Source organism: Massilia sp. Root351, from assembly GCF_001425045.1.
Taxonomy (GTDB): Bacteria; Pseudomonadota; Gammaproteobacteria; order Burkholderiales; family Burkholderiaceae_D; genus Rugamonas.
Genome location: NZ_LMDJ01000033.1, coordinates 99462 through 125942, shown reverse-complemented (window position 1 = coordinate 125942; position 26481 = coordinate 99462). Strand labels below are relative to the sequence as shown.

General features: G+C 67.4%; 24 protein-coding genes and 1 pseudogene. 13 read left to right on the top strand and 12 right to left on the bottom strand.

The window, feature by feature from the left end; all coding sequences use genetic code 11:
* Positions 1-45 precede the first annotated feature (45 nt).
* A complete protein-coding gene (locus ASD15_RS25560; protein ID WP_157201150.1) occupies positions 46-1452 on the top strand; it encodes a S8 family serine peptidase in 1407 nt (468 codons plus the stop codon).
* Positions 1453-1553: 101 nt separating this feature from the next.
* A complete protein-coding gene (locus ASD15_RS25555) occupies positions 1554-2642 on the top strand; it encodes a hypothetical protein (RefSeq protein ID WP_057157856.1) in 1089 nt (362 codons plus the stop codon).
* 417 nt (positions 2643-3059) lie between these two features.
* Here ASD15_RS25555 and ASD15_RS25550 read toward each other — a convergent pair whose 3' ends face one another.
* From ASD15_RS25550 to ASD15_RS25540, 3 genes are all read right to left on the bottom strand, one after another.
* Positions 3060-3635 (bottom strand): GNAT family N-acetyltransferase, encoded by a 576-nt coding sequence (locus ASD15_RS25550; RefSeq protein ID WP_229418333.1) that lies wholly within the window; start codon positions 3633-3635, stop codon positions 3060-3062.
* On the bottom strand, positions 3632-5503 hold the full coding sequence (gene sppA, locus ASD15_RS25545) for a signal peptide peptidase SppA (protein ID WP_057157854.1): 1872 nt from the start codon (positions 5501-5503) through the stop codon (positions 3632-3634). Before sppA ends, ASD15_RS25550 begins: the two co-directional genes overlap by 4 nt.
* Positions 5504-5575: 72 nt before the next feature.
* Positions 5576-7045: a sodium:solute symporter gene (locus tag ASD15_RS25540; protein ID WP_057157853.1), complete on the bottom strand. Its 1470-nt coding sequence runs from the start codon at positions 7043-7045 to the stop codon at positions 5576-5578.
* A 99-nt stretch (positions 7046-7144) separates the two neighbouring features.
* On the opposite strand from ASD15_RS25540, the gene dgt reads away from it, so the two are divergent.
* Positions 7145-8356: a dGTP triphosphohydrolase gene (gene dgt, locus ASD15_RS25535; RefSeq protein ID WP_057157852.1), complete on the top strand. Its 1212-nt coding sequence runs from the start codon at positions 7145-7147 to the stop codon at positions 8354-8356.
* Positions 8357-8394: 38 nt separating this feature from the next.
* Here dgt and ASD15_RS25530 read toward each other — a convergent pair whose 3' ends face one another.
* Entirely contained in the window at positions 8395-9603 is a 1209-nt protein-coding gene (locus tag ASD15_RS25530) for an MFS transporter (RefSeq protein WP_057157851.1), read from the bottom strand.
* A 98-nt stretch (positions 9604-9701) separates the two neighbouring features.
* Between ASD15_RS25530 and ASD15_RS25525 the strand changes: the two genes are divergently transcribed.
* Together ASD15_RS25525 and ASD15_RS25520 are read left to right on the top strand one after the other, a co-directional pair.
* The gene (locus ASD15_RS25525) at positions 9702-9950 is read left to right on the top strand and encodes a DUF3820 family protein (RefSeq protein ID WP_057157850.1); all 249 of its coding nucleotides are present in this window, start codon (positions 9702-9704) and stop codon (positions 9948-9950) included.
* Positions 9947-10510: a DinB family protein gene (locus ASD15_RS25520; protein ID WP_057157849.1), complete on the top strand. Its 564-nt coding sequence runs from the start codon at positions 9947-9949 to the stop codon at positions 10508-10510. Before ASD15_RS25525 ends, ASD15_RS25520 begins: the two co-directional genes overlap by 4 nt.
* On the opposite strand, the gene ampC is transcribed toward ASD15_RS25520, so the two are convergent.
* The gene (gene ampC, locus ASD15_RS33415) at positions 10507-12375 is read right to left on the bottom strand and encodes a class C beta-lactamase (protein ID WP_162249946.1); all 1869 of its coding nucleotides are present in this window, start codon (positions 12373-12375) and stop codon (positions 10507-10509) included. The genes ASD15_RS25520 and ampC overlap by 4 nt on opposite strands.
* A 119-nt stretch (positions 12376-12494) precedes the next feature.
* On the opposite strand from ampC, the gene ASD15_RS25510 reads away from it, so the two are divergent.
* The 3 genes and pseudogenes from ASD15_RS25510 (at position 12495) to blaOXA (ending at position 14692) form a co-directional block, all read left to right on the top strand.
* The gene (locus ASD15_RS25510; RefSeq protein WP_057157848.1) at positions 12495-12896 is read left to right on the top strand and encodes a BlaI/MecI/CopY family transcriptional regulator; all 402 of its coding nucleotides are present in this window, start codon (positions 12495-12497) and stop codon (positions 12894-12896) included.
* Positions 12893-13798: pseudogene (locus ASD15_RS33915) on the top strand (M56 family metallopeptidase); the annotation flags it as partial. The gene ASD15_RS25510 and the pseudogene ASD15_RS33915, both read left to right, overlap by 4 nt.
* Positions 13799-13885: 87 nt before the next feature.
* Positions 13886-14692, top strand: coding sequence for a class D beta-lactamase (gene blaOXA / locus ASD15_RS33910; RefSeq protein ID WP_373888204.1), 807 nt, complete (start codon positions 13886-13888; stop codon positions 14690-14692).
* Here the strand turns inward: blaOXA and ASD15_RS25500 are convergent.
* The 4 genes from ASD15_RS25500 to ASD15_RS25485 are packed head-to-tail and all read right to left on the bottom strand — an operon-like array spanning position 14689 to position 17163.
* The gene (locus tag ASD15_RS25500) at positions 14689-15084 is read right to left on the bottom strand and encodes a PPC domain-containing DNA-binding protein (protein WP_057158069.1); all 396 of its coding nucleotides are present in this window, start codon (positions 15082-15084) and stop codon (positions 14689-14691) included. The genes blaOXA and ASD15_RS25500 overlap by 4 nt on opposite strands.
* A 2-nt stretch (positions 15085-15086) precedes the next feature.
* On the bottom strand, positions 15087-15467 hold the full coding sequence (locus ASD15_RS25495) for a glutaredoxin (RefSeq protein WP_057157846.1): 381 nt from the start codon (positions 15465-15467) through the stop codon (positions 15087-15089).
* A gap of 33 nt (positions 15468-15500) precedes the next feature.
* Entirely contained in the window at positions 15501-15914 is a 414-nt protein-coding gene (locus tag ASD15_RS25490; RefSeq protein WP_057157845.1) for a DUF1810 domain-containing protein, read from the bottom strand.
* A gap of 43 nt (positions 15915-15957) precedes the next feature.
* On the bottom strand, positions 15958-17163 hold the full coding sequence (locus tag ASD15_RS25485; RefSeq protein WP_200954082.1) for an MFS transporter: 1206 nt from the start codon (positions 17161-17163) through the stop codon (positions 15958-15960).
* A gap of 100 nt (positions 17164-17263) precedes the next feature.
* On the opposite strand from ASD15_RS25485, the gene ASD15_RS25480 reads away from it, so the two are divergent.
* The gene (locus ASD15_RS25480) at positions 17264-18172 is read left to right on the top strand and encodes a LysR family transcriptional regulator (RefSeq protein ID WP_057157843.1); all 909 of its coding nucleotides are present in this window, start codon (positions 17264-17266) and stop codon (positions 18170-18172) included.
* A gap of 38 nt (positions 18173-18210) precedes the next feature.
* On the opposite strand, the gene ASD15_RS25475 is transcribed toward ASD15_RS25480, so the two are convergent.
* The 3 genes from ASD15_RS25475 to ASD15_RS25465 form a co-directional block, all read right to left on the bottom strand.
* A complete protein-coding gene (locus tag ASD15_RS25475; RefSeq protein ID WP_057157842.1) occupies positions 18211-20397 on the bottom strand; it encodes a bifunctional diguanylate cyclase/phosphodiesterase in 2187 nt (728 codons plus the stop codon).
* The gene (locus ASD15_RS25470; protein WP_057157841.1) at positions 20390-21352 is read right to left on the bottom strand and encodes an EAL and HDOD domain-containing protein; all 963 of its coding nucleotides are present in this window, start codon (positions 21350-21352) and stop codon (positions 20390-20392) included. Before ASD15_RS25470 ends, ASD15_RS25475 begins: the two co-directional genes overlap by 8 nt.
* Before the next feature lie 116 nt (positions 21353-21468).
* Positions 21469-22386 (bottom strand): LysR substrate-binding domain-containing protein, encoded by a 918-nt coding sequence (locus tag ASD15_RS25465; protein ID WP_057157840.1) that lies wholly within the window; start codon positions 22384-22386, stop codon positions 21469-21471.
* A gap of 154 nt (positions 22387-22540) precedes the next feature.
* Here ASD15_RS25465 and ASD15_RS25460 point away from each other — a divergent pair, with 154 nt between their 5' ends.
* From ASD15_RS25460 to ASD15_RS25445, 4 genes are all read left to right on the top strand, one after another.
* Positions 22541-23242 carry a pirin family protein gene (locus tag ASD15_RS25460; RefSeq protein WP_057157839.1) on the top strand — a complete coding sequence of 234 codons (702 nt, stop codon included), beginning with the start codon at positions 22541-22543 and terminating at the stop codon, positions 23240-23242.
* A 135-nt stretch (positions 23243-23377) separates the two neighbouring features.
* Positions 23378-24028: a GTP cyclohydrolase II gene (gene ribA, locus ASD15_RS25455; protein ID WP_056397224.1), complete on the top strand. Its 651-nt coding sequence runs from the start codon at positions 23378-23380 to the stop codon at positions 24026-24028.
* Between the two features lie 35 nt (positions 24029-24063).
* Complete coding sequence (locus ASD15_RS25450; protein ID WP_057157838.1) at positions 24064-25500, top strand: serine protease; 1437 nt, start codon at positions 24064-24066, stop codon at positions 25498-25500.
* Positions 25497-26474, top strand: coding sequence for an FHA domain-containing protein (locus ASD15_RS25445; protein WP_057157837.1), 978 nt, complete (start codon positions 25497-25499; stop codon positions 26472-26474). The genes ASD15_RS25450 and ASD15_RS25445 overlap by 4 nt, the downstream gene beginning before the upstream one ends.
* The last annotated feature ends 7 nt before the right edge of the window (positions 26475-26481 follow it).

Sequence of the window (26481 nt, the reverse complement as noted above, 5' to 3'; positions counted from 1 at the left end):
TTAACCAAAAGAAAGTGCGATTTCCTATACTATCATCCGACTATCATGCGTATCCGAACCCTGACTATCGTGCTGGCCTGCACGCTAAGCGCCAGCGCAGCCAACGCCCAATTGCGCTTGCCGCAATTGCAACTCCCACAGTTGCCACAGCTACAAGACCCAGTCGGCGCCGCCCAGTTGCGCGCCTCCAGCCGCAACCTGCTGGACCGCACCGTCCCCGCAGACCTGCGCACCCTGCGTCTGGAGCGCGTCACCGGCCTGTTGCAGCGGCACCGCGCCGTGCTGGAGGCGGATCCGCGCGGGGAACCGGTTGTGCGGGGCGAAATCCTGGCCTGGTCGCCCAGTGCGCAGGGACTGGCGGCGACGCAGGCGGCCGGGCTGGCCGTGCATAGCGGGCAGGTGCTGGGCGGCGGCGAGCGCATGGTCGTGCTGCGCGTGCCCGATGGGACGAGCACGGCCGCCGCGCTGGAACAATTGCGCGCGCTCGATCCTGAAGGCGCCTACGATTTCAACCATGTATACACCGGCAGCGGCACGGAAATGGGCGCGGACGCGGCGCAGGTTGGCGGTCAAGGCGGGCAAGCGCGCGGCCAGCGGTCGGCTGAAGCGGGTGCGGGTGCGGGTGCGGGTGCGGGTGCGGGTGCGGGTGCGGGTGCGGGTGCGGGTGCGGGTGCGGGTGCGGGTGCGGGTGCGGGTGCGAGGGTGGGCCTGGTGGACGGTGGCATCGACCGCGGCCATGATGTGTTCCGCGATGCGTCGATTATCCGCTGGGGCTGCGACGGCGCAGCCCGTCCGAGCGCGCACGGTACGGCGGTGGCGGCGCTGATGGTGGGACAGTCCGCCCGCTTCAAAGGCGTGGCGCCGCACGCTGCTTTGTATGCGGCGGATATCTACTGCGACAGCGCCACCGGCGGCTCGGCCGCGCGCGTGGCCGCAGCCCTGGGCTGGATGGCGCACCAACAGGTGGCGGTGGTGAACCTGAGCCTGGTCGGCCCGCCCAACCAGATACTGGAGCGCGTGGTGGCCGGCATGGTCAGGCGCGGGCACCTGCTGGTGGCTGCGGTGGGCAACGACGGGCCAGCCGCGCCGCCACTGTATCCGGCCAGCTATCCCGGCGTGGTGGGCGTAAGCGGCGTAGACAAGCGCGGCCGCCCGCTGCCCGAGGCCGCGCGCGGGCCGCAGGTCATGTTCGCGGCGCCGGGTAGCCAGATGGTGAGCGCGGCCATGGGCCGGCCGCCATATCGCGTGGTGCGCGGAACGTCATTCGCTGCGCCCATCGTGGCCACGCTGCTGGCGGACGCCCTGCCCCGGCCCGCGCCGGCCGCCGCCCGCGAGGCGCTCGCGGGGCTGGCCAAGCAGGCGGCCGGCGTGGCGGCCGGCACGCAGAGCAACGAGACCGGCTACGGCGTGCTGGGCGCCGCGTTCCGCACCGATCCGTCGGCATTCCAATAAATTCTGAAAAAATTTGCGCAGCGATGGATTAAACGGCTGAGCAGGGACGTTTTCCTTTCAACGGCGGCAGACAACCTGCGGTCAACGACAAGGAGAACATCATGAAAAACCATACCATCGCCAAACAACTGATTCTCGCGCTGTCCATCGGCCTGGCTTGCTCGGCGCAGGCGCAATTGCTGGGACGCGGAGGCTCCGTGGGCGGCATGATAGGCGGCGCGGGCAGTTTCGGCGGGCAACTGGCCGGCATGGGCGGCATGAGTGGCATGGGAGGCACGGGTGCGGCCGGCAAGCGCGCCACCGTGCTCGATGCGCCCCGCTCGGTCACCGGCGCTATCGATGCCGGCCGCGCGGACGGCGCGGCAAGCGGCAATGCGGCCGGCAGCGGTTCGGGCAGCCTGGCCGCCAAGCTGGCGGACGCGCAGCCGGCGGCCCCCACCGACAGCACGGCTGCAGGCCAGAAACCGGGCTTTTTCAGCAGCCTGTTCGGGTCGAAGTCCGCCACGGCGGATTTGCAGGCAACGGGCGGCGCGAGCGGCTCGGGTTCGCTGGCCACCAACCTGGCTCCGGCCGCAGCGGCCAAGGCCACCCAGCCCGCACAAGGCGGCGCGCCAACAGGCGCAAGCGACTCGGCTCCGGCTACGGCCAATGCCGGTCCACTGCACGCCTTGAACGCCAGTGGTGTGCTTGACGGCGGCAGCCGCGCAAATGGCAGCGGCAGTAGCAGCGGCACTGGCGCGGTGATGGGGACAGGCAACGGCAGCGTAATCGGTAGTGCCAGCGCAATCGGCAACGCGAACGGCGGCGCAAACGGTGGCGCAAGTGGCAACGGGAATGGCACCATCGGCGTCTCGGCCGGCGCGGACGGCAGCGGCGGCCGTCAGCTTGTGGGCAGTGCGGCACAAGCGGCACGGGGCACGGCAACGCCATGGCGCGACGGTGTGAAGGCGCAGGCCGACAACACGCGCTCTTACGCGCAGTCCAGCGCCGCGACGGTTTCCGGTGCCGCGAAGGGCAGCAAGCAGGCTGCGATGAACGGCGCGCGCGCCGCAGCGAAAGGAGCCAGCGCGCAGCCTTCCATCAACCTGGACGGCACGGCGAGCGGCAGCGGTTCGGCCAACGGTTCGGCCAACGGCAGCGCCTCTGCGCGCGGGCGTAGCGCCCCGAACGGCGGCTCTGCGTCGATGTGAAAATCTTCACCACATCCTCGTCCTCGCTGACTCGCGTGTAAAACGCGGTCTTCAGAACGGTTCCCAGTCTGTGTGGACGCGCATGGCGCGGCGGTCGACTTAGGGCCATTCGTCCGGCCCCGGTAGGGCTGCCGAGGGCGATTGGAATATGGCCGGCAGTTCAGGTTCCGGCAGCGCGGGCGGGCAGAACGCACGGGGCGGGATTGGCGCAGGTGGGCGCACTTTGGCGGCAAGTTCCTGCGCGCGCCGCAGTGCAAAAGCGCTTCTGGCGCGCGTTGCGCCAGGAAAGAGGACGGTTACATCGGTCCAGGCGTTGCGGACGTAACCGGAGAAAGGTACTGAAAACGCCATCATCAGTAGTTCGACCTCGACAGCGGCCTTTAGTTCAGTACCGCTTCAGCAGGATTTCAGTAGATTTCAGTACCGTTCAACAGGGGGCGCGAACGAATACATGCCCACCACATCCCCGTCCTCGTCGACCCGCGTGCAGTCAAGGCGGAAGCCGAGCTTGCGGACCACCGCGATGGAGGCGGCGTTTTCGGGGAGAATTTCGGCGAACACCTCGCGCACGCCGTTCGAGAACGCCAGGTCGAGCAAGGCTTGCACGGCTGCTGCGGCGGCGCCCTGGCGGCGGTGCGCGGGAGCGATGCCATAGGCGATTTCAACGCGCCCCTTTGCAGGTTCGCCCTTGAAACCGCAGCCGCCGACAATTTCGCCGTCGTCGCGCACGATCAAAAAAGTCGCGCACCAGAACTCGGATGCGCCCTGCCCTATGCGGTCCAGCGCGCGCTGCGCCACGAAAGCGGGCGGCAAGGCGCCCGGCTGCACGCGCCCTACCATGCCGGCCGGAATGCGCGAAGCCGCCAGATCGGCAAGCTCGCCCAGCGCCAGCGGCCGCAGCGACAAGCGCGCCACCGGCGCTGGCGATGCCGCAACCGCGACCGCCGGTGCAGCCGCAGCATGCACCGGCTGCACTGGCGGAACCTCCGTCAAGGCGATTCGCACAGGCAGTGCGTGACCGCCGTGAACGGCTTGCGTTTGTCGGCCACCTCGGACAGCCAGCTCAGCTCCTGCGCCGCCTCGGCGGCTGCGCCCAGCGGCATGCCGGTCGGCGCCAGCGTCGCCTTGACGTAAGGCGCAACAGACTGCGCCACCGCGTGCGCCGCCGAACCGCCGAAGAACTCGACGATCTTGTCGAACTTGGACACCTCACGCTCAATGTAGGCCACGCGATAATCGCTGCCCAGCTTGGCGCGGTCGGCAGCCGCCTTCAGCGCGTCGCCATAGCTGCCCACGCGGTCCACCAGGCCGCGCTCCTTGGCCTGCACACCGGTCCACACGCGGCCCTGTGCCACTTCGTTGATCTTTTCCGGCGTAGTCTTGCGCGCCGCAGCGGCCTTGGTGGTGAACTCCGAATAAATGTGATTGATGCTGCCCTGGATGATTTGGCCGAAACGCGGGTCCAAAGGACGCAGTGGGTTGGCCGCGTCGGCCAGCCAGGTGGTGGTCACCCCTGCCGTGTGGATGCCCAGCTTGTCGATCACCTTGTCGGCGCGCGGCACCAGCGCGAACACGCCGATCGAGCCGGTAATGGTGTTCGGCTCGGCGATCACCTCGTCGGATGCCATCGAAATCCAGTAACCGCCGGAAGCGGCCAGGTCGCCCATCGACACCACCACCGGCTTGCCTGCCGCGCGCGTCAATTCCAGTTCGCGGCGGATCAGTTCAGAACCGAAGGCGCTGCCGCCCGGCGAATTCACGCGCAGCACGATGGCCTTGATGCTGTCGTCTTCGCGCGCCATGCGGATCAGGTTGGAAGTCGACTGCCCGCCGATGGAACCAGCCGGCGCCACGCCGTCGCTGATATCGCCCACTGCCATCACCACGCCCACCGCATCGCCGATCAGCTTCGGATGCACGCGCGCGAGGTAGTCTTCATAGCTCACCTGGCGGAACGATTTGCCCAGCGCATCCTTCTCGCCGCGCTCCATCATCATCTTGCGGATTTCGTCGCGCGTCTTCAGGCCGTCCACCAGCTTGGTGTCCAGGGTTACCTTGGCCAGGTTACCGCTGGCCGCTTCCACCAGCGCCGGCAGCTCGTTGATGTTCTTCATGATGTGGCCCTGCGGCAGCTTGCGCGCCTTTTCCACGTCATCCGTGTAGCTGGTCCACAGCGCGTTGTTCAGGTAAGCCTCGGCCTCGGTGGCCGCCGGCGACGGGCCGTTGGCGATGAAGGGCTCGGCAAAGCTCTTGTAGGTGCCCACTTTGAGCAGGTTGACCGTCACGCCAATCTTGTCCAGCGCGTCGCGGTAGTAGTTGCGGTGGCGGCCGAAGCCTTCCAGCAGCACCGCGCCCATCGGATGCACGTACACTTCATTGGCGTGCGACGCCACCAGGTACTGGCGCTGGCTGTAGCTGGAACCCCAGGCCACCACCTTCTTGCCGCTGGCCTTGAAGCGGTCGACGGCGCCGGCCACTTCGCGCAGGCTGGCCTGGCCGCCGCCTTCCAGCTCGTCGAGCAGCAGCACGGCGCCGGCGATCTGCGGATCCTTGGCAGCCGTGTCGAGCACGTTGCGCACGTCGCGCAGCTGCACGGTGCGGCGCACTTCGCCGCCCATCAGGTTAGCTTTCACGGCATCGCGCACGCCGGCGCTGCCCTGCTCAACCAGTTCGCCCTTCAGGTCCAGCACCAGCATGGTCTTGGCGCCCAGCGGCTTCGGGCCGCCGCTGAAAATGGCCACGGCCAGCAAGATCAGCACGATCAGGAACAGCAAATTCAGTATGGCGCGGCGGCCAAAGTCCAGCGCGCGCCAGGCATAGGCAAAACCGCTGCCGATGCGGGAAACAAAAGATCGTGACATGGATGCTCCTTGAATAATTTAAATCTGACAACACTGTAAGCGAAATCGCCCCTTTTTGCCTATGAAAAATGCTTAGGGAACGCTTACGGCGCTGCCCGCACGCGCGGGCGCTGAAATCAGGAACAGGCCACCCATTACCAGCAGACCGTTAATAATAAGCAGTTCCAGCCCCAGCCTATACGTGCCGAACAGCCAGGCTTGATTGCGGTCAATGAGCCAGCACAGCAACGGACCGGCCAGCACCATCAGCGGCACCCAGCGGTCCTGCACGGTGCGCTGCGTGAGGATGCCAAAGGCAAACAGCCCCAGCAGCGGGCCGTAGGTGTAACCGGCCAGTTTCAGGATCACGCCTATCATGCTGGCGCTGTCGATCCACTTGAACACCATTACCAGCAGCAGGAACAGCGCGCAGAAGCCCAGGTGCACGCGGTGGCGCAAGCGCGTCCTGGCGCGCTCGTCCAGGCCGGGCCGGCGCTGCAGGCCCAGGATGTCGATGCAGAACGACGAGGTCAGCGCCGTGATGGCCCCGTCCGCGCTGGGGAACAGCGCAGACACCAGCGCGATGAAGAAGATCAGCTGGATGGCGGCCGGCATATGGCCCATCACCACCGCCGGGAACAGCTTGTCGCCCTCGGCGGCCACGCCAGCCAGGGGCGCGTACAGGTGCAGCAGGCCGCCCAGGAACAGGAACAGCGACAGCACGCCCACCAGGATCACGGTCAGCGCCACCATGTTCTTCTGCGACTTGCCCACCGTACTCACCGAAATATTTTTCTGCATCATCTCCTGGTCCATGCCCGTCATCGCAATCGTGATAAACATGCCGGCCAGCACCTGCTTCCAGAAATAGGTGGGGCTGTCCACGTCCGTCGTCAAGACCCGCGCCAGGCCGCTGGCCTCCATGCGTGCCAGGCTGTCGAGCAGGCCCAGGTCCATCTGCTGCATCAGCCAGCCGACGCAGACCACCAGCCCCAGCAGCATGCCGGTAGTCTGCAGGGTGTCGGTCCAGACGATGGTCTTGACGCCGCCCTCGTAGGTGTAGAGCAGTATCATCAGCAGGATTACCAGGTTGGTGGCCCAGAACGGCACGCCCAGGCTGTCGAGGATGGTGGCTTGCAGGATGTTGACCACCAGGTACAGGCGCGCGGTGGCGCCCAGGGTGCGCGACAGGATGAAGAAAGCCGCGCCGCTCTGGTAGGCACGCCGGCCCAGGCGCACTTCCAGGTAGTGGTAGATCGAGGTCAGCTTGAGGCGGTAGTACAGCGGCAGCAGCACGAAGGCCACCGCGATATAGCCCAGCGTGTAGCCCAGCACGATCTGCAGGTAGCCGAAGCCGTCGCGCCCCACCGCGCCCGGCACGCTGATGAAGGTGACCCCGCTCAGGGTGGTGCCCACCATGCCGAAGGCCACCAGCATCCAGTTGCTGTTCTTGTTGCCGATGAAGAAACTGTCGTTGTTGGCGTTGCGCGACGTCAGCCACGCCACGCCCAGCAGCAAGGCAAAGTACGCGAGGACGACGCTAAACAGGGCAACGGGCGACATGGGCATTCCAATTCAGAAATATTTCGCCAGCAATATACACCCGATCCGGCGCGCGCTGGTCTAGAATCCCTTTGCCCCTCCATCACCCAGAGTTATCGCATGTACTCAGCAGAAACTATCGCCTACGCCCGCGAACAGGAAGCCCTGGTGCGTCCCCTTGAATACCGCGTGCACCAGCAGCACGACAGCCGCAGCGACGGCCGCGAGGACGCCATGCGCGACTACGCGCGGGTGCTGTACGCGGCCTCGTTCCGCCGCCTGCAGGGCAAGATGCAGCTGCTGGGGGTGGACGCCAACCAGTCCAACCGCAACCGCCTGACGCACAGCCTGGAGGTGGCGCAGATTGCCCGCTCGATCGCCGCCGACATGGGCCTGGAGCGCTGCGTGGTGTCGGAAACCTGCGCGCTGGCGCACGACATCGGCAACCCGCCGTTCGGCCACTACGGCGAGAAAATCCTCAACAGCCTGTGCACCGAGCATGGCGGCTTCGAAGGCAACGCGCAGGCCTTCCGCATCCTGCGCACCCTGGAAAAGCGCCACTACGGCTACGCCGGCCTGAACCTGACGGTGCGCACGCTGTTCGGCATCACCAAGTACTTCCACACGCGCACCGAGAACGCCCGCAAGTTCCTGTACGACGAGGATCACGCCTTCCTCAGCGGCGAGCTGGCCAGGCACGGCATCACGGCGCGCAAGAGCATCGACGCGCAGATCATGGATTTGTCCGACGAGATCGCCTACGCGGCGCACGACGTGGAGGACGCGCTCAGCTTCGGCATCATCACCGTGGGCGAAATCGCGCACGAGTTCAAGATCAGCGCCGACTACGCGGCCGCCTACCCGCAGTTCTCGGCCATCGCCGACCGCGCCCACAACGAGGCGCTCAAATGCGAGCAGCAGGCCTCCTCCGAAGAATATTCCATCGTGCTGCGCAAGGAGCTGACCTCGGAAATCGTGCACACCCTGTGCCGCGACCTGGCCGTGGTGGACGGCCAGCTGGGCTACCGCAGCGCCGAGCTGCTGGCCAAGGGCTTGAAAAGCCTGCTGTGGAAAGCCATCCTGCGCAAGAAGGACGTGCAGCTATATGAAAAGCGCGGCGAGAAGATCATCCGCGGCCTGTTCGAGGTGCTGACGGACAAGCAGTACAACAAGGACAACATCCTGCTGCCGCCCGAGCTGCGCTGCCTGAAGGACAGCCGCGAGCGCCTGGTGATCGACTACATCGCCGGCATGATGGACTCCTATGCGGCCCAGGAATACGAACGCTACTTCGGCCCCGGCAGCCTGGACGCCATCTACCGGCGCGGCTGACGCGGGGCGCGGGCCAGCGGCCCGCCCGGGCTTGCGGCCTAGTGCGCCGCCACGCGGACCTTGCGCGGCGCCGCCTCGACGGCGCGCGGATTGAGGCGGTCCAGGCGGCCGCTCAGCGCCGTCAGGCCCAGCGCGCCCAGCACCACCAGCGCGCCGATCCAGCCCGTGTGCACCAGGCCCAGGTGCGCGACGATCAGGCCGCCGCCCCAGGCGCCGCCGGCGATGCCCAGGTTGAAGGCCGCGATGTTCAGGCCGGACGCCACATCCACCGCGCGCGGCGTGTAGTGTTCCGCCTGCTGCACCACATACACCTGCAAGCCGGCCACGTTGCCGAACGCCACCGCGCCCCACAACAGCACGGTCGCCACCACCAGCCACGGGTGCGACGCCGTGAAGCTCAGCGCCAGCAGCACGGCCGCCAGGCCCGCGAAAATGAGCTTGAGCGCGCTGACCGGGCCGCGCCGGTCGGCCAGCTTGCCGCCCCAGATGTTGCCGACGGCGACGGACACCCCGTACACCAGCATCACCAGGCCGACCGCGTTCTCGCTGAAGCCGGCCAGACCCTGCAGGATGGGCGCCAGGTAGGTGAAGGCGATGAAGGAGCCGCCGTAGCCGACCGCCGTCATGGCGTACACCAGCAGCAGGCGCGGCTGGCCCAGCACTTGCACCTGCTGCAGCAGCGACGCCGGCGCGCTGTGCTTGATCGACTTGGGCACGTACAGCATGCTGCCGATGAAGGCCACCACGCCCAGCGCCGACACGGCCAGGAACGTGGCGCGCCAGCCAAAGTGCTGGCCGATGAAGGTGCCCAGCGGCACGCCGGTCACCAGCGCCACCGTCAGGCCGGTGAACATGATGGCGATCGCCGAGGCCGCCTTATCCTTCGGCACCAGCGAAGTCGCGATGGTTGAACCGATCGAGAAGAACACGCCGTGCGCCAGGCCGGTCAACACGCGCGCCACCACCAGCGAGGCATAGCCGGGCGACAGCCATGCCATCAGGTTACCCGCCGTAAACAGCACCATCAGCGACAGCAGCAAGGTCTTGCGCGGCAGCTTGCCGGTCAGCGCGGTCAGCACCGGCGCACCGACCGCCACGCCCAAGGCGTACAGGCTCACCAGCAGCCCGGCCGACGGCAGGTTGACGCCCAGGTCGGCGGCGATGGTGGGCAGCAGCCCGACAATGACAAACTCGGTGGTCCCGATGGCAAACGCGCTGATGGTCAGCGCCAGCAAGGCAATAGGCATGACATAACTCCTGTAAAGTAGATGTCACGCAGTATCGGGGCATTCATTATTTCGAAAAAGACGCCGCCGAGCAGAAGATATTTGAATCCTAATCAACAATGAACCTCGACTCCGACGCCCTGGCGCACCTGCTGCGCTATGAAATGCCCTACGGCAAATACAAAGGCCGCGTGCTGGCCGACCTGCCCGGCCACTACCTCGGCTGGTTCGCGCGCGCAGGCTTCCCCGGCGGCCAGCTGGGCGCCCTGCTGGCCCTGATGTACGAACTTGACCACAACAACCTGCGCGGCCTGCTCGACCCCTTGCGCCCCGCGCCGCCGCGTCCCGGCCCGAGCGTGCCGCGATGAGCCGCAGCAGCCACGTCAAATTGATGTCCGCGTATAACAGCTGGATGAACCGGAAGCTGTACCAGGCGGCGGCCGCCCTGCCAGCGGATGAGCTGGCGCGCGACCGGGGCGCGTTTTTCGGCTCGCTGCTCGGGACGCTGAACCACCTGGTGGCGGGCGACACGGTATGGCTGAAGCGCTTCGCGGCCGAGGCGGCAACATCGCCAGCGCTCTCGCCAGCCGCGTTCGCGGCGCTGGCGCCGGTGCGGGCGCTGGCCATGCCGGCCAGCCTGGACGCGCCGCTGTTCGACGCGCTGGGGCCGATGGCGGCCCACCGCGAATGGCTGGACGGGGCGATCACGGCCTGGGCCGAAGCGCTGACCGAGGCCGACCTCGGCGCCACGCTGCGCTATGCGCGCATGAATGGCGACGGCCACGCCAAGCCGCTGTTCGACGTGCTGCTGCACTTTTTCAACCACCAGACCCACCACCGCGGCCAGGCCAGCACGCTGCTGTCGCAAGCCGGCGTGGACGTGGGCGTGACCGACCTGCTGGCGCTGATCCCCGACCTCGCGCCCTAGCGCGCCGCAGGCGCAGCAGCAGGGGCAGCAGCAGGCGCCACGCGGTTCAGCACCTCATACGCCGCGCTGACCCGCTCGCTGCCCGGCAAGCCACGGTTGGACAACATCACGATGCCCACCTTGCGCCCCGGATTGAACAGCGCGTAGGCCGCGAAGCCGCCCGTGGCGCCGGTCTTGTGCAGCCAGGCGTCCCCCTGCGGCGCCGACGGCGGCGCGATGGCGTCCACCGGGTTGGCCTGCCACACCATCTTCTCCGCCGTGCTGGTCAGCAGCTGCTCCAGCCCCGCCTGGCCCGGATACTGTTCCCAGATCAGCGCCTGCGTCATGGCGCCCACCTTGTAATAGCCCGCATGCGTATCGGCGATGGCGCGCGCCAGCTTGGCGTCCAGCGGCAGCAGGCCCATGTTGGCGTCCACAAAGCGGATCATGTCGCGCGTATTGCTCTTCACGCCGTAGGCCTCGTCGGCCAGCACGCCGGGATTGACGCGCACCGGCGCGCCCTTGCTGTTGTAGCCCTGCGCATACTGCGCCATCTGCGCTTCCGGCACCTTGATATAGCTGTGCTCCATGCCCAGCGCCGGGAACAGCGTGCGCTCCACCGCGTCCACATACGGCACGCCCAGGCTGCCGGCGGCGGCAATGGACAGCAAGCCGATGCCCAGGTTGGAATAGGTGCGGTGCGTGCCGGGCGCGTGGCCAGGCTGCCAGTCCTTGTAGTAGTCCATCAGCTGCGCATAGGTCTTGATCCGGTCCGGCACCTGCATGGGGAAATCGCCCACCGTGTGCGTGCCCAGGTGGATCAGGTTCACGCGGTCGAACACGCTGCCGCGCAGCGCCGGCACATGGCGGCTCACCGGGTCCGTCAAGCCCAGCTTGCCCTGCGCCTGCGCGTAGGCTGCCAGCGTCGTCGTGAAGGGCTTGCTCAGTGAGCCCAGCTCGAACAAGGTGGCGTTGCTGACCGCCTGCCCGGTTTCCTTCGACGCCACGCCGTAGTTGTAGAAGTAATGCGTGCCGTTCACGCTCAGCGCCACTGCCATGCCGGGAATCGCATTCTTTTCCAGCAGCGGCTTGATCGCCTGGTCCACCTCGATGGCGTTGACCAGCGCGGGAAATTCGGCAACGAAGCCATCGCGCGCCAGCATGCCGGTCGAGATTTCCTTGGGCGCGTCCCGGTCGCGCTGGATCAGGCGCGCGAACAGGTATTGGCGCCCGCCTTTCGACGCCCAGCCTACGTACCAGCCGTAGCCCGAGCCGGCGCCGGTCTTGCCGTTGATGCGCCAGCCCTCCGGCGACTGGCCGAACGCCGTGAGGCGCGCCGTCATCTCGTAGGCATGGTCGCTCACGCCCAGCCGGCGGTTCACCACCTTGCCCAGGAAGGACAGCTGGCCCAGCGGCGAAATGCGCAGCGAGGATTCCAGCCAGGACGCCGTCAGTCCATCATGCGCGGCATCGCCCGACACGTCGCCGTTACCGTATTCGAAGCGCTTGGTGTAGGCCGCGAGGCGCGCCTTGCCCAGCGACAGCGTGAGCTGCTGCGAGTACCACACCACCGATTCGCCCATCCACCTGGCCGGGTCGGACGCGCTGCGCCAGCTGGGGCGCCAGTCCACATAGCCCTGGCGGAACGGCAGTTCCGGCGCGTGCTCGTCCTTCAGGAAGCCGGCGTCGTAGCCCATCAGGCTGAGCGGGATCTTGAAGGTGGATGCCGGCGTCACCTCGCGCTGGCAGTCGCCGCGCTGCACCAGGATCTTGCCGGTGGCGGCGTCGGCGATGGCCGTGCAGACTTCGGCGGCACAGGCGGCGGGGACGGCGGCCAGGGCGGCCACGCTGCCCAGCGCCGCCATGGCGATCATGCGGAATTTCATACTTCTCCTCTCAAAGCCGCGAAATGCGACAAACATGACCATCATGCGACATTGGTCACATTCATGTCAAATGTTTTATTTCGAGTGACATAAGTCGCAAACCGCTGCACAATAGCGCCATGGCCATTCCCTCTATCTCCGAACTATCCGTGCTCAAGGCGCTGTGGAAACAGCAGCCGCTCAGCGCGCGCGAAATCCACGACCAGGTTGAACCCGAACTGGGCTGGTCCTATTCCTCCACCCGCAAGACGCTGGAGCGCATGCTCGACAAGGGTTCGGTGCGCCAGCACACGCGGCACGGCGTGCAGGTATACGAGCCGGCGCTGGAGAAAGTCGGCACCCTGGCCGCTTTCGCGCATGACTTCGGCAAACGCGTGATGGAGATGGAGACGCCCCTGCCGGTCAATATGTTTACCGGCAGCAAGCTGGTTGACGAGGCCGAACTGGCGCAGCTGGAACAGCTGCTGAACGACTGGCCGGACGACCCGCAGGACCAGCCGGGCCCGCAGGACCGCGCATGACAGGCGCAGTCCTGGCGGACGCATGGCTGCTGCGCTTTCTGCTGGCCAGCGCCGGCTGCCTCGCGGCCGGCCTCGCCGTCTGGGCGCTGACCGCGCTGTGCCGCCGGCTGCCGGGCGTTGCCCTGCACCGCTCGGTCTGGCTGCTGAGCCAGGCCACGGTGGTGGCGGCGTTCCTGGTGATCCTGCTGCCGCACAGCGAGCGCCTGCGCCTGGTGCCGCCCATCGAACTGCCCGAAGCCGCAGCAAGCCGTCCCGCAGCGCAGGACGGTCCGGCCGCGCGCCGCGCCGGCGAGGGCAGCGACGCCGCCAGCACCGGCCAGGTGCAGCCGGCCTCCTGGCTCACGCGCGCCGCGCAAGCGTGGCTGCTGGCCTACCTGCTCGGCCTGGGCTACACCGTGTTCCAGCTGCTGCGGGCGCGCCGCATGCTGAACGGCCTGGCCGCCAGCGGTAGCCGCCTGCCCGCGCCGATCCCGGCGGCAAGCCAGCCCGCGCCTGCCGCCGCGCCCATCGTCATCGAAGTGGACGCGCCGATTTCCCCCATGCTGTTCGGCCTGCGCAAGCCGCGCCTGCTGCTGCCGCGCCACCTGCGCAGCTTCGACGCGGCCCAGCAGCAGCTGATCGTCGAACACGAACTGACGCACTGGCGCCGCCGCGACCTGCAATGGATGAGCATCGGCATCGTGCTGCAGACCCTGCTCTGGTTCAACCCCTTCATGCGGCTGCTGCGCAGCAGCTTGTCCTGGGCCCAGGAACTGGGCTGCGACCGCGACGTGCTGCGCGGCCGCCCGCCGGCGCAACGCAAGGCCTATGCCGCCGCGCTGGTGGCGCAGCTGCGCCTGCAACACGGCACGCCCAAGACCGCGCTTGCTTTCGGCGGCGTCTGCGCCAGCACGCTGGCCTCGCGCATCGCGCTGATCCGCGAACCGGGGCGCGCGCAAGGGCGCAGGGCGCGCGCCGCGCGCCTGCTCGCGCTGGCCGGCCTGGCCTGTGTGTTCGCCGCCAGCCTCGCCTTCCAGCCAGCGCTGGCCTGGCGCATCGCTCCCGCGGCCTCGCAGGTCCCGTTCACCTGCACCGTGATCGCCGACGCCGCCAGCGGCCGGCAGCTGGCGCGCGAGGGCCATTGCGACGAACGCGTCACACCGGCTTCGACCTTCAATATCCCGGTCGCCCTGATGGGCTACGACAGCGGCATCCTGCAGCACGAACACGCCCCGCTGATGCCGTTCAAGACCGGCTACCCCGCTTACGTCCCCTCCTGGCGCGCGGACACCGACCCCAGCGGCTGGCTGCACAACTCGGTGCTGTGGTACGCCCAGCAGGTGACCGCCACATTGGGCGCGGCCCGCTTCCAGCACTATGTGCAGCGCTTCGGCTACGGCAACCAGGACCTGTCGGGAGACCCCGGCAAGGACAACGGCCTGTCGCTGGCCTGGGTCGGCTCCAGCCTGCGCATCTCGCCGCTGGAGCAGGTGGCCTTCCTGCGCAAGGTGGCCAACCGCGAACTGCCGCTGTCGGCGCACGCCTATGCCATGACCGCGCGCATCATGCCGCAGCAGACGCTGGCCAACGGCTGGCAAGTGACGGGGAAAACCGGCACCGCCTCGGCCCTGCTGCCGGACGGCAGCGAGGACGGCACGCGCCAGTATGGCTGGTATGTGGGCTGGGCCACCAAGGGCCAGCGCACGGTGGTGTTCGCGCGCCTGGCGATGGACGCCAAGCAGGAAGGCGCCATGGGCGGCCCGCGCTCGCGCGAAGCGCTGCTGCGCGAACTTCCGGCGCGGCTGGACGCGTTCTAACCCAACGCCCGCACCACAAGTTCCTTGTAGCCCGAGGCCGGATCGGTCTCGCGGCGCAAGCTGTGGCCGGGCAGCAGCGCCAGCAACAGTTCCGCCGTGGTGCGCACCACGCAGCCGGCCGCCACGTGGCCGCCGTACACGCGGCCCTGCGCGTCCGACACCGACATGTGCAGATGCGCGCCGTCCGGCGCCACCGAACCTGCCAGCGTCAGGATTTCCAGGTCGCCGCGCAATTCGGTCGCACCCGGCATGCCCGCATAGCGCAGCTGCGCCACGCTCAGGCTGCCGATGCCCTGCAGCACGAAAGCGGCGGCGCAGGCTTCGGCGGCGGCCGCCTCGATGGCCGCGCGCAGGTCCGCGCCCGGCCCCAGCCGCAGCGGATGCGCCAGCAAGCTCATGCGGGCAGCTTGGGCGCCACCAGCGCGGTGAACTCGCCGCTGTCGACCAGCTTCTTCAGATCCTGGAAGCCGCCCACCAGCGTGCCGTTGATGAACACCATCGGCAAGGTCGGCCAGCCGCTCCACATTTTCAGCGCGGTGCGGCGGCGCCACTGGCTCAGGTAGCTGCCGTATTCCAGGTACACATACGGCGCCCCCTGCGCGTCCAGCAACTGGCGCGCCTTACGGGGAAAGGGATTCATCGCCATGCCGACCACCACCACCTTGTTGGCGGCGACAGCGGCCTGCACCGCCTGCAGAATGTCGGCGTGGTTGCCCGCGACCTTGCTGCGGATGGCGGGATGGATGCGGGATTCTTCTAAAACGGGACGGCTCATGGCGCTTCCATTGTCGTTGCGGATCACGCGATATTACAGCAGCGACAGCGTCTCCGGATCGGGCTCGCCGCCGAAAAAGCGCTTCAGGCAGGCCGTGAACAGGTGCTCGGCGGGCGCGGCCTCGGCAAACAGCGTCACGCAGGAGCGGAATTTGATGTCGTCCGGCGCGCCGAAGATATCGTGCGCCGACACGCCCTGCCCCGCCGCCAGCACCAGCGCGCAGCACTCGCGCAGCCGCCCGCCCAGCAGCGGGTGGTCCAGGTAAGCCCGCGTTTCGGCCAGCCCCGACAGGGCGTAGCGGTGCGCCATCTCGCTGCGCCCCAGCCCGGCCAGCTGGGGAAAGATGAACCACATCCAGTGGCTGCGTTTGTGCCCGGCATGCAGCTCGGCCAGCACCGTCTCGTAGACCGGCTCCTGCGCCGTCACAAAGCGTTCAAGATCCCACATGCCGTCCTCCCTGCAAAGCGATGTGGGAAAAAGTATAGCCCGGTCAGTGCGCGGCCGCCGCACTGCTTCCGGCCACCGCGGGCGCGCCGACAGTACGCCGCGCCAGCCACGCCAGCGGCAGCAGCGCCGCCAGCGAAATGGCCACCCCGGCCCATGGCGTGGCGCCCATCAGGCTGCGCGCCACCATCAGGCCGCCCAGCGAGGAGCCGAGCGAGATGCCGAAGTTGAAGGCCGAGATGTTCAGGCCGGAGGCAAAGTCCACCGCCTGCGGCGTGTAATGCTCGGCCGTGGCCAGCATGCCGGCCTGCAGGCCGGGCGACAGGCCGAAGGAGAACAAACCCCACAGGAACAGCAGCGGCACCAGCGCCCAGGGCGTGTGCACCGACAGCGCCAGGCCGGCTTGCGTCACGGCCAGCAGCACCAGCAGCATGCGCAGCGAACGCTGCCAGCCCATGTGGCTGCTCAGGTAGCCGCCCGCCATATTGCCGGCGAAAGTGGCCGCGCCGAACACGACCAGCATGGCGCTGGCGGTGGTGGCCGAGAAGCCGGCGATATCGGTCAGGATAGGCGTGATGTAGGTGAAGGCGGCGAAAATGCTGCCGAAGCCCAGCGTGGTCACCGCCATCATGGTGAGGATGTGGCGGTCGCCCAGCGCGGCCAGCTGCGTCGAGGCCTTGCCGCTGCTGGCTTGCGCCATGCCGGAAGGCAGCCAGCGCAACATGGCCAGCAAGCCCGCCAGCGCCATGCCGGCCACCGCGAAGAACGGCAGGCGCCAGCCCATCAAATTGCCCAGGAAACTGCCCAGCGGCACGCCCAGCACCATGGCCAGGGTCAGCCCGCCGAACATCACGGAAATCGCCCTGCCCGCCTGCCCCTTGGGCGCCAGCGAAGCCGCCACCGTGGCGCCGATGCCGAAGAAGGCGCCGTGCGCCACCGCCGTGATGATGCGCCCGGCCAGCAGCACGCCGTAGCTGGTGGAAAACGCCGCCAGCAGGTTACCCAGCAGGAACACCGCCATCAGCCCCGCCAGCACCGCCTTGCGCGGGTAGCGCGACAGGCCCAGCACCGCCAGCGGCGTCCCCAGGGCCAGCGCCAGCGCGTACAGGCTGACCAGCGCGCCGGCCGAATCGAGCGGCACCTTCAGGTCCGCCGAAATGGCGGGCAGCACGCCCACCACGATGAACTCCGTCACGCCGATGGCGAACGCGCCCACCGAGAGCGACAGCACGCCGGGATGCATCTTTTTCATGGAATACTCCATCAGTGAATTAATTCCATCCATTGTAGAACCCGGCTCACTGATGATATAGACTGCCACAAAGCCAAACACTTATGAAATGGATTCACTCATGGCCCGGCAGGATATCAACCGCGCAGCGGAAATGGCGGTCTTCGTCGATGTGGTGGACGCCGGCGGCTTTACCGCCGCCGCGCAGCGCTTGAAGATGACGCCGTCTGCGGTGAGCAAGCTCATCTCACGGCTGGAAGCGCGGCTCGGCACGCGGCTGCTGCACCGCTCCACGCGCCAGCTGCGGACCACGCCGGAAGGCGCGGCCTTCTACAGCCAGTGCGCGCGCATCCTGGAAGACATGGACAGCGCCGAACGCGAAGCGTCTTCCACCGGCGCCCCGCGCGGCCGGCTGCGCATCAACTGCTTCGTGCCGTTCGCCATGCTGTATCTGCTGCCCATCCTGCCCGAGTTCCTGGAGCGCTACCCGGACATCACGGTGGACGTGGCCGGCACCGACACCGTGGTGGACCTGCTGGAAGACCGCACCGACATCGCGATACGCGCCGGCAAGCTGAAGGAATCGAACCTGGTGGCGCGCAAGCTGGGCGAAGGCCGCATGGTGGTGCTGGCCTCGCCGGCCTACCTGGCAAAACACGGCACGCCGCAAACGCCGGACGACCTGGCGCGCCACAACCTGCTGGGTTTCAACTTCCGGCGCCAGGTGCCGCTATGGCCCTTCCTGGACGGCAAAGGCGGCATGCTGCAACTGCGCCCGGAAGGCAACGCCCTGCTGGGCGACGGCGAAAGCATGCGCCACCTGGCGCTGGCCGGGGTCGGCCTGGTGCGGCTATCGCGCATGCACACCAAGCACGACATCGCCGCCGGGCGGCTGGTGCCGGTGCTGGAGGAATACAACCCGGCCGACCTGGAAGCGGTGCACGCGGTCTTCCTCGGCCCCGGCAAGCAACTGCCGCCGCGCGTGCGCGTGATGCTCGATTTCCTGATTGAAAAGATCCGCCTCGATTGAGCCCCGCCGCGCGCACCGGCGGGCCGGCCAGCCCGGCCTTAGCGCGCCCCGAACGCCAGCCGTTTGCCTTCGCGCAGCATGCGTTCGAAATCGTCGGCCGGCACTGGCTGGCTGAACAGGTAGCCTTGCAGCTGGTCGCAGCCCAGCTCGCGCAGGAAACGCATCTGCTCGGCCGTCTCCACGCCCTCGGCCACGATCTCCTGGCGCAGCTGCTGCGCCATGGTGACGATGGCGCGCGCGATGGCGCAATCGTTCTCCTCGTACGGCAGGCCGACCACGAAGGAGCGGTCGATCTTCAAGGTGCTGATGGGGAATTTCTTCAGGTAAGCCAGGCTGGAATAGCCGGTGCCGAAGTCGTCCAGCGCCAGCGCCAGGCCCATGGCCACCAGCTCGTTCATGATGGCCACCACGTTCTCGGCGCCGCGCACCAGCAGGCTTTCAGTGATCTCCAGCATGATCTGCTCGGGATGCACCTGGTGCCGCCGCAGCACGTCCGCCATGCGCGCCGGCAGGCCCCGGTCGAACTGGCGCGCCGACAGGTTGACCGCGATGGGCGGCATGATCAGGTTGGCGTCCTTCCATGCGCGCACCTGGCGGCAGGCCTCCTCCAGCACCCAGTTGCCGACCTCCTGTATCAGCCCGGTCTCCTCGGCCACCGGGATGAACACGCCCGGCGACACCAGGCCGCGCAGCGGATGGCGCCAGCGCAGCAAGGCTTCGGCGCCGACGATGCGGCCGCTGCGCAAGCTCACCTTGGGCTGGTAGTACAGCTGCAGCTCGTCGTGCAGCAGCGCCTGGCGCAGCTCGCTCTCGATGCGCAGGTGCTCCTTGGCGCGCTGGTTCATTTCCTCGCTGTAGAACAGGAAGGCCGACTCGGCCTGCGCGGCCTTGGAGGTGGCCACGTCGGCGTGGCGTATCAGCGCGCCGGTTTCCAGCCCGTCCTCGGGGTAGACCGCGATGCCGATGCTGGCTCCCACCTGCAGACTGTGGCTGCCCAGCTGGATGGGCGCGGCCAGCGCGGCAACCAGTTTCTGCGCCACGATGGCGGCGTGCTCGCGCTTTTCGATGTGCAGCAGCGCGACGCCGAAACGGTTGCCGTCCAGCCGCGCCAGGATGTCGGGGTCGCGCAGCACGGCGCGGAACAGCTTGCCGATCGCGCCCAGCAGCTGGTTGCCGACGTCGTGGCCCAGCGTGTCGCTGATGGCGCCCAGGCGGCCGATCTCCACCACCAGCAAGGCGCCGTGCTCGTTGCTGCGGCGCGCCTCGGTGAGCGCCTGCGTCATCAGCTGGGTCAGCAGGCACTGGTTGGGCAGGCCGGTCAGGGTGTCGTAGTTGGCCATGCGCTGCATGCGCGCCTCGGCGTCCTTGTGCACGCTGATGTCCGAGAACAGGGAGAAGGTGTGGCTGATCTTGCCGCTGCTGTCGCGCACCGCGCTGATGGTGACCGACTGCGGGAACAGTTCGCCGTTCTTGCGCCGGCCCACGATCTCGCCGCGCCACGGACCGTTGCCCGCCATGGCCGCACGCACCTTGGCGCGGAACTCGGCGTCGTGCACCCCGGAGCGCAACAGGTCGGGCGTCTTGCCCAGCGATTCGCCCGGCGTGTAGCCGGTGATGCGGGTAAAGGCGCTGTTGATCGAGACTATGCGTTCCCTGGCGTCGGTGATCAGCACGCCCTGCTCGCTGTCCTCGATGATGCGCGCGTGCAGGCTGATCTTGTCGAAGTCCGACAGCGGCTCGCTCACGTGCGCCATGCGCACCCGCATGCCCTGGGCCTCGCCCAGTTCGTCCTGCAGCAACGACAGCGCCAGCTGCACCCAGATCACCTCGCCGGACTTGCGGCGCCGGCGCACTTCGGCCGTGCCGCCGTCCTGCTCGTAGAGCAGCTCGGCCAGCGCGCCGTCGTCGTCCTCGGTGTACAGGAACAGGATGTTCTGGCCCAGCGCCTCCTGCTCCCGGTAGCCGAACAGGCGCTCGGCGCCCCGGTTCCAGGCGGTGATGTAGCCGGCCAGGTCCAGCTCGAGCATGGCCGCCGCGTCGCCATCCTGTTCGATGTTCTGCTCGGCGGCCGCAGCGCCGGCCCGGACCAGCTCGGCGGCACGCGCCTCGGCCACGGCCGCCAGCGCGGCATCCAGTTCGGCCAGCGTTGCCGCCAGGGCGGCGCCCTGTTGCGTCCGGGCCGCCTGGCTCAGCGCCAGGCAACGCGCGATCGCCGCGTCAAGCATGGCCGCTGCCTGCCTTGTCGGTGGCCACGCTCAGCATCCACAGATGCGCATCGGCCACTACGCGGTTGAACTCGGCCCCGTCCAGCTGCAGCGCCTCCAGCCGGCCTGCCACGGCGGCGAAGTCGCCCCGTTCGGCCGCCTCCACCAGCGCCAGCAGTTCGCCCAGCTCGCCCTGCCTGTCGAGCAGGGCCTGCTGCGCCGCGTCGCCGATGGTCAGCGGCGCCAGCACCTCGGCCAGCGGCATGCCGAACAGCACGCCCAGCAGCGAGAACATGCCGACCATAAAAGCCTGCTCCTGCTGCGCCTTGCCCAGGCCGGTGCTGCGCGCCAGCAGTTCCAGCGCGTGCGCCCGCACCGCCACCTTGGCCAGCAGCATGGACGAGCGCAGGTCGCCTTCGCGTGCCGAGAACAGCATCAGGTTCAGCCAGCGCCGCAACTGCTGGCGCCCCAGGATCAGGATCGCCTGCGCAAAACTGCTGACGCGGCGGCTGCTGCCCATGCCCAGCGAGTTGACCAGCTTGAGCAGATGGTAGGACAGGGTCGGATCGCGCCGCAGCAAGGCCTCGATTTCATGGGTATCGCCGTCATTGCTGACCAGCTGCACCAGCTGCAGCGCCAGCGCGCGCGACGCGGCCTGCGCGCCGACCGCCTTGGGCGGCGGCGCCAGCGGCCAGTCGCCTTCAATCAGCACCATGCCCGCCGGCAGCGCCGCCTTGTCGAACACCGTGTCGGCCCGCACCAGCTGGCTGGGCAGCGGCAGCCAGCCGGCCTCCAGCCAGGCCTGCGCATGGTCCAGGCCGGCGCGGATGAAACAGGGGAACTGGCCGGCCAGCACCCGCAGTTGCTCGTCCGGCAACGCGGCGCGGCCGCCGCCGAGCACCATACCGGCCGGCTTGCCGTTGCGGTCGGCCAGCAAATGCAGGAAGACGGGAGGTGCGTCAGTCAATACGGTCATGGCTGGGTTCCGGGCAAACAGGTGGCTGGGCCTTGAATGATTTCATTATGTTACCCCGAAAGTATTGGCACAGGTCAACAAAGCTGCCGCCAGCGTTGCGCACATCACTACCCCGGTCAGCTCGACAGAAAGCGGCACAGGTGGTCGAACATGCCCGGCTGGCGCATGCGCTTGACCCACCAGCTCAGCGCGGCGCCCTCCTCGCCCGTGCGCCAGGCCAGGTAGAAGGTCTCGTCCGGCTTCGGTTCTTCCACGTCCTTCTCCACCAGCTTGCCTTCGGCGATGGCCTTGCGCGCGCAAGGCTCGGGCAGGAAGCCGAAGCCCAGGCCGGCGACCTGGTACTGGAACTTGGCATGCATGGTGGGCACGGTCAGCGTGTCCTGGCCCAGCAGCAGGCCTACGGTGCGCGGCGCCATCTGGCGCGCCGAGTCCGACATGACGATGGCGCGGTGGTGCTGCAACTCGTTGCGGCCCAGCTTGCCTTCCACCTGGGCCAGCGGATGGCTGGGCGCCACCGCGAACACGAACCTGATGCTGCCCATCGGGTGCGACACGTAGCCACCGCCGGCCGGCCCGTCGCCGGGCGCGCCCACCAGCACGTCCACCCGCCGGTCCAGCAGCGCCTCCCAGGTGCCCGACAGCGCCTCCTGCGCGATGCGCAGCCGGGTTTGCTGGGCCACCTCGTAGAAGGCGCGCACGTCCGGGTCCAGCGCCACCGCCGAGAACATGGAATCGATGCCCAGCGCCAGTTCGGTTTCCCAGCCGGAGGCCACGCGCCGCACGCGGTGCTCCAGGTCCAGCGCCGCCTTCAGCAGGTAGCGGCCCTCCTTCAGCAGCTCGCGGCCGGCGCGGGTCAGCTCCACGCGCGGGCCGTTGCGCTCGAACACCTGTACGCCGAGATCGTCCTCCAGCTTGCCGACGGTATAGGAAATGGTGGACGGCACGCGGTGCAATTCCTTGCCGGCGGCGGAAAAGGAACCGCGCCGGTCGATGGCGTCCACGATTTGCAAGGCTTCCAGGCTCAGTCTAAGCATTCGATTTTTTCGATCATAGGTCCATAAATTTTCCGTTTTTTGAAACGGAAGCACAGGTCTATACTTTGACCTATCGATGCAGCGAATTCAAGGCACAAGTTAAAAAGCCATCGAATTTATTGCACATAACCTGAAAAAAGAAACGGAGTTCACCATGTTGCAAGTACGTAAAAGCGAAGAACGCGGTCTGGCTAACCATGGCTGGCTCAATTCGCGCCACACCTTCTCCTTCGGCCACTACCATGACCCGAAACACACCGGCTTCGGCCCGCTGCTGGTCATCAACGAAGACAAGGTGACTCCGGCGCAGGGCTTCGGCACCCATGGCCACCGCGACATGGAGATCATTTCCTACGTGCTGGAAGGCGAACTGGCGCACAAGGACAGCATGGGCAACGGTTCGGTGCTGAAATACGGCGACGTGCAGCGCATGAGCGCCGGCACCGGGGTGCGGCATAGCGAGTTCAACCATTCGGAAACGAATGGCGTGCACTTCCTGCAGATCTGGATCCAGCCCAATGTGACCGGGATTGCGCCCAGCTACGAGGAAAAGCACTTCGCTCCCGACAGCAAAGTGGGCCAGCTGCGCCTGGTCGCCTCAAGTGACGGCCGCGACGGTTCGGTGCTGATCCACCAGGATGCGGCAATCTACGCCACCATCCTGAACGGCGCCGACGCCGTGCAGCACACGCTGGCCCCGGGCCGCACCGCCTACGTCCACGTGATCCGTGGCAGCGTGTCGGTAAACGGCGTGGAGCTGAAAGGCGGCGATGCGCTGAAGGTGACGGAAGAGCAACTGCTCACCCTGGCACGCGCCGAAGCAGCTGAAGTGCTGGTATTTGATTTGCCATATTGAAAATGGGATAGGAGGGCCTAACATAGCTGTAGCGTAATTTTTGCTATGATGGCAGGGCACGCACGATCCGCAACGCGGTTCGGCGTGCCTTTTTTACTTATAAGCACCTGATACACCTGACAGAAGAGCACAACCATGCAGTCCGCCGCCGAAGCACCAGTGAAAGAAGAACTCGATTACGTGACCTCCTGCGCGCTGCCAACGCCGTGGGCGCAGTTCACGCTGCACGCGTTTGTCGAGCACGCCACGGGCAAGGAGCACCTGGCCATGGTGTTGGGCGACATCGGCGACGGCGCGCCGGTGCTGGCGCGCGTGCATTCGGAATGCCTGACTGGCGACGTGCTGTTCTCCCAGCGCTGCGACTGCGGCGCCCAGCTGGAAGGCGCGCTGAAGAAAGTGGCGGCCGAAGGCCGCGGCGTGGTGCTGTACCTGCGCCAGGAAGGCCGTGGCATCGGCCTGATCAACAAGATGCGCGCCTACCGCCTGCAGGAAGCCGGCGCCGACACGGTGCAGGCGAACGAACAGCTCGGCTTCAAGGCCGACCAGCGCAACTATGCGCTGGTGGAACCCATGCTCAAGCAGTTCGGCGTGCAAAGCCTGCGCCTGATGACCAACAACCCGCGCAAGATCGCCGCCATGGAAGCGCTCGGCATCCCGGTGGCCGAACGGGTGCCGCTGCTGGTCAACCGCAACAAATTCAATCAGAATTACCTGAACACGAAGGCCGCCAAGCTGGGCCACATGATGACCCCGCCGCCAGCGGCAGCCGAGGACGGCGAACTGTAAGCGCTAGCCCCTCCCGTCCCAAGTCCAAGGATTGCATGAAACTTACCCGTCTTGCCACCGTATTGACCATGACTTGGGGCTGCGCCCAGGCGCTGGCGGCCCCGCAGGCCGCAGCGCCGCCGCAGGCATCTCCCCCATTTCCCGCTGTTGCGGCCCGGCCCGTTCCCGGCGCCCCGGCCGCACCGGCGCCGCAAAACCAGCCCGGCCAGGCTGCGCCGGCGCCAGGCGCCTCCGACGCGGGTGCGCCCCTGCCGCCGCCGTCCAGCGCGGCGCAAAAACTCTATTCCAGCGCCAAGGCCGACCTGCTGCAGGTGCGTTCGCTGCTGAAAAGCGGCCGCACCCAGTCGTCGGTGGGCTCCGGCTTCCTGGTCGGTAACAGCAACCTGGTCGTCACCAACTACCACGTGGTATCGCAGTTCGCGCTGGACCCGGACAACTACACCGGCGAATGGGTGGACACCGGCGGCCAGCGCGGCAACGTGGAACTGCTGGCGGTGGACGTGCTGCACGATCTGGCCGTAGTGCGCGTAAACCGCAACGGTACCGGCGTGTTCAAGATGCCCGAGCAGCTGGCGCGCCTGAGCCAGGGACAGTATCTGTACTCGCTGGGCAATCCGCTCGACCTCGGCTTTGCCATTTCGGAGGGCTCGTACAACGGCGTTATCGCGCGCAGCTTCTACGACCAGCTGATGTTTACCGGCCCGATCAACTCGGGCATGAGCGGCGGTCCCAGTGTGACGGTGGACGGCGACATCGCCGGCGTGAACGTATCGAAGCGCCTGGACGGCGAACTGGTGAGCTTCCTGGTGCCGGCCCGCTTCGCCCAGGACCTGCTGAAAAAGATCCCCCAGGACAAGGCGCCGCCGCGCAACTTCACCCCGGTGGTGGTCGAGCAACTGCTGCAGCACCAGAAAGCCATGGTGGACCAGCTGCTGGCCACGCCGATGACCTTGAAAGCCATGGGCCCCTACATGGTGCCGGTGCGCGAATCCGAGCAGATGCGCTGCTGGGGCCGCTCAAACGTAAAGGCCAACAAGCCCTACACGGTCGATATCACCAATTGCTCGATGGAATCGGCCATCTTCGTGTCCGGCACCCTGCAGACCGGCGCCATCGGCATCCGCCACCAGTTCATGCGCAGCACCGGGCTGGACGCGCTGCGCTTCGCCCAGCTCTCCAGCGCTTCCTTCGAGAATGAAGGCTTCGGCGGCCACAAGGACCAGCACCTGACCGCGCCCCAATGCACGGAAATGTTCGTCAAGAACAAGAATCTGCCGCTGCGCGCCGTCCTGTGCGTGCGCGCCTACCGCAAGTTTGCCGGCCTGTACGATTTCGCCCTGCTGAGCGCCAGCACCGACGAAGGCTTGATGAACCTGCAAAGCCGCATGGACGCGCGCGGCGTGTCTTACGAAAACGGCCTGCGCGCCACCCAGGCTTTCCTTGAAGCGCTGTCGCGCGGGGCGGTCAAATGACGCCTCCTTATTTCATCGAGGTACTGGCCGCCAACGGCGACGTGCTGCAGCGCCAGCGCATCGAGCACCTGCCGATTCACATCGGCCGTGGCTACCACAACGATTTCATCCTGGACGATGCCCATACGGCCGAGCGCCACGCGGTGGTGGAGGCGGACGACAACGGCCATCTGGTGCTGCACGACCTGGGAACCCAGAACGGCGTGATCCACCTCGGCAAGCGCCAGCTCAGCGTGCCGCTCAACGGTACCACGGTGGTAAGGCTGGGCCATACCCGGCTGCGCGTGCGCGACGCCGGCTTTCCGGTGCCGCCGGAAGTGGCCGACACCACCATGCACGCCTGGGAAGGAGGCGCCCCGGCGCTGGCCGGCGTGGCGCTGATCGCGCTGTTCATTGGCGCCGAGGCGGCACTGGTGGATGCCGAGTCGCAATCGTTCCAGACCATACGCTACCTGCTGCTGATCGCCTCCGGCATCGCCGGCGGGCTGGTGTGGAGCGGCCTGTGGGCGCTGGCCAACCGCCTGTTCGGCGGCCATGCCCGCATGGGGCGCCACCTGTTCATCCTGGGCGCGGGCCTGGTGACGGCCGGCGCGTGGCGCGTGGTGAGCAATGTGCTGGCCTACGCGTGGTCGCTGGAATTCCTCACCCGCTACGGCAATCTTGTCACCTTGGCCATCATCTGCGGGGTGATCTTCTTCCACATGCGCACCATCAAGCCGCGCCATCCCAAGCCGCTGATGAAGGGCTGCATGGTGCTGATGGCACTGGGGTCGGGTTTGATCCTGGCGAGCAATCTGCAGAATTCGGGCCGGCTGGCGGACGAGCTCTACATGTCGGTGCTGCTGCCGCCCGTGGTGCGCCAGAGCCCCGACCATCCGGTCAGCGACTTCATGGCCGAAGCAGCCAAGCTGAAAGCCCAGGCCGACACGGCGCGCTCGCGCTCGGTCAAAGCCGAACTGGACGAGGACGAATAAAACCCGG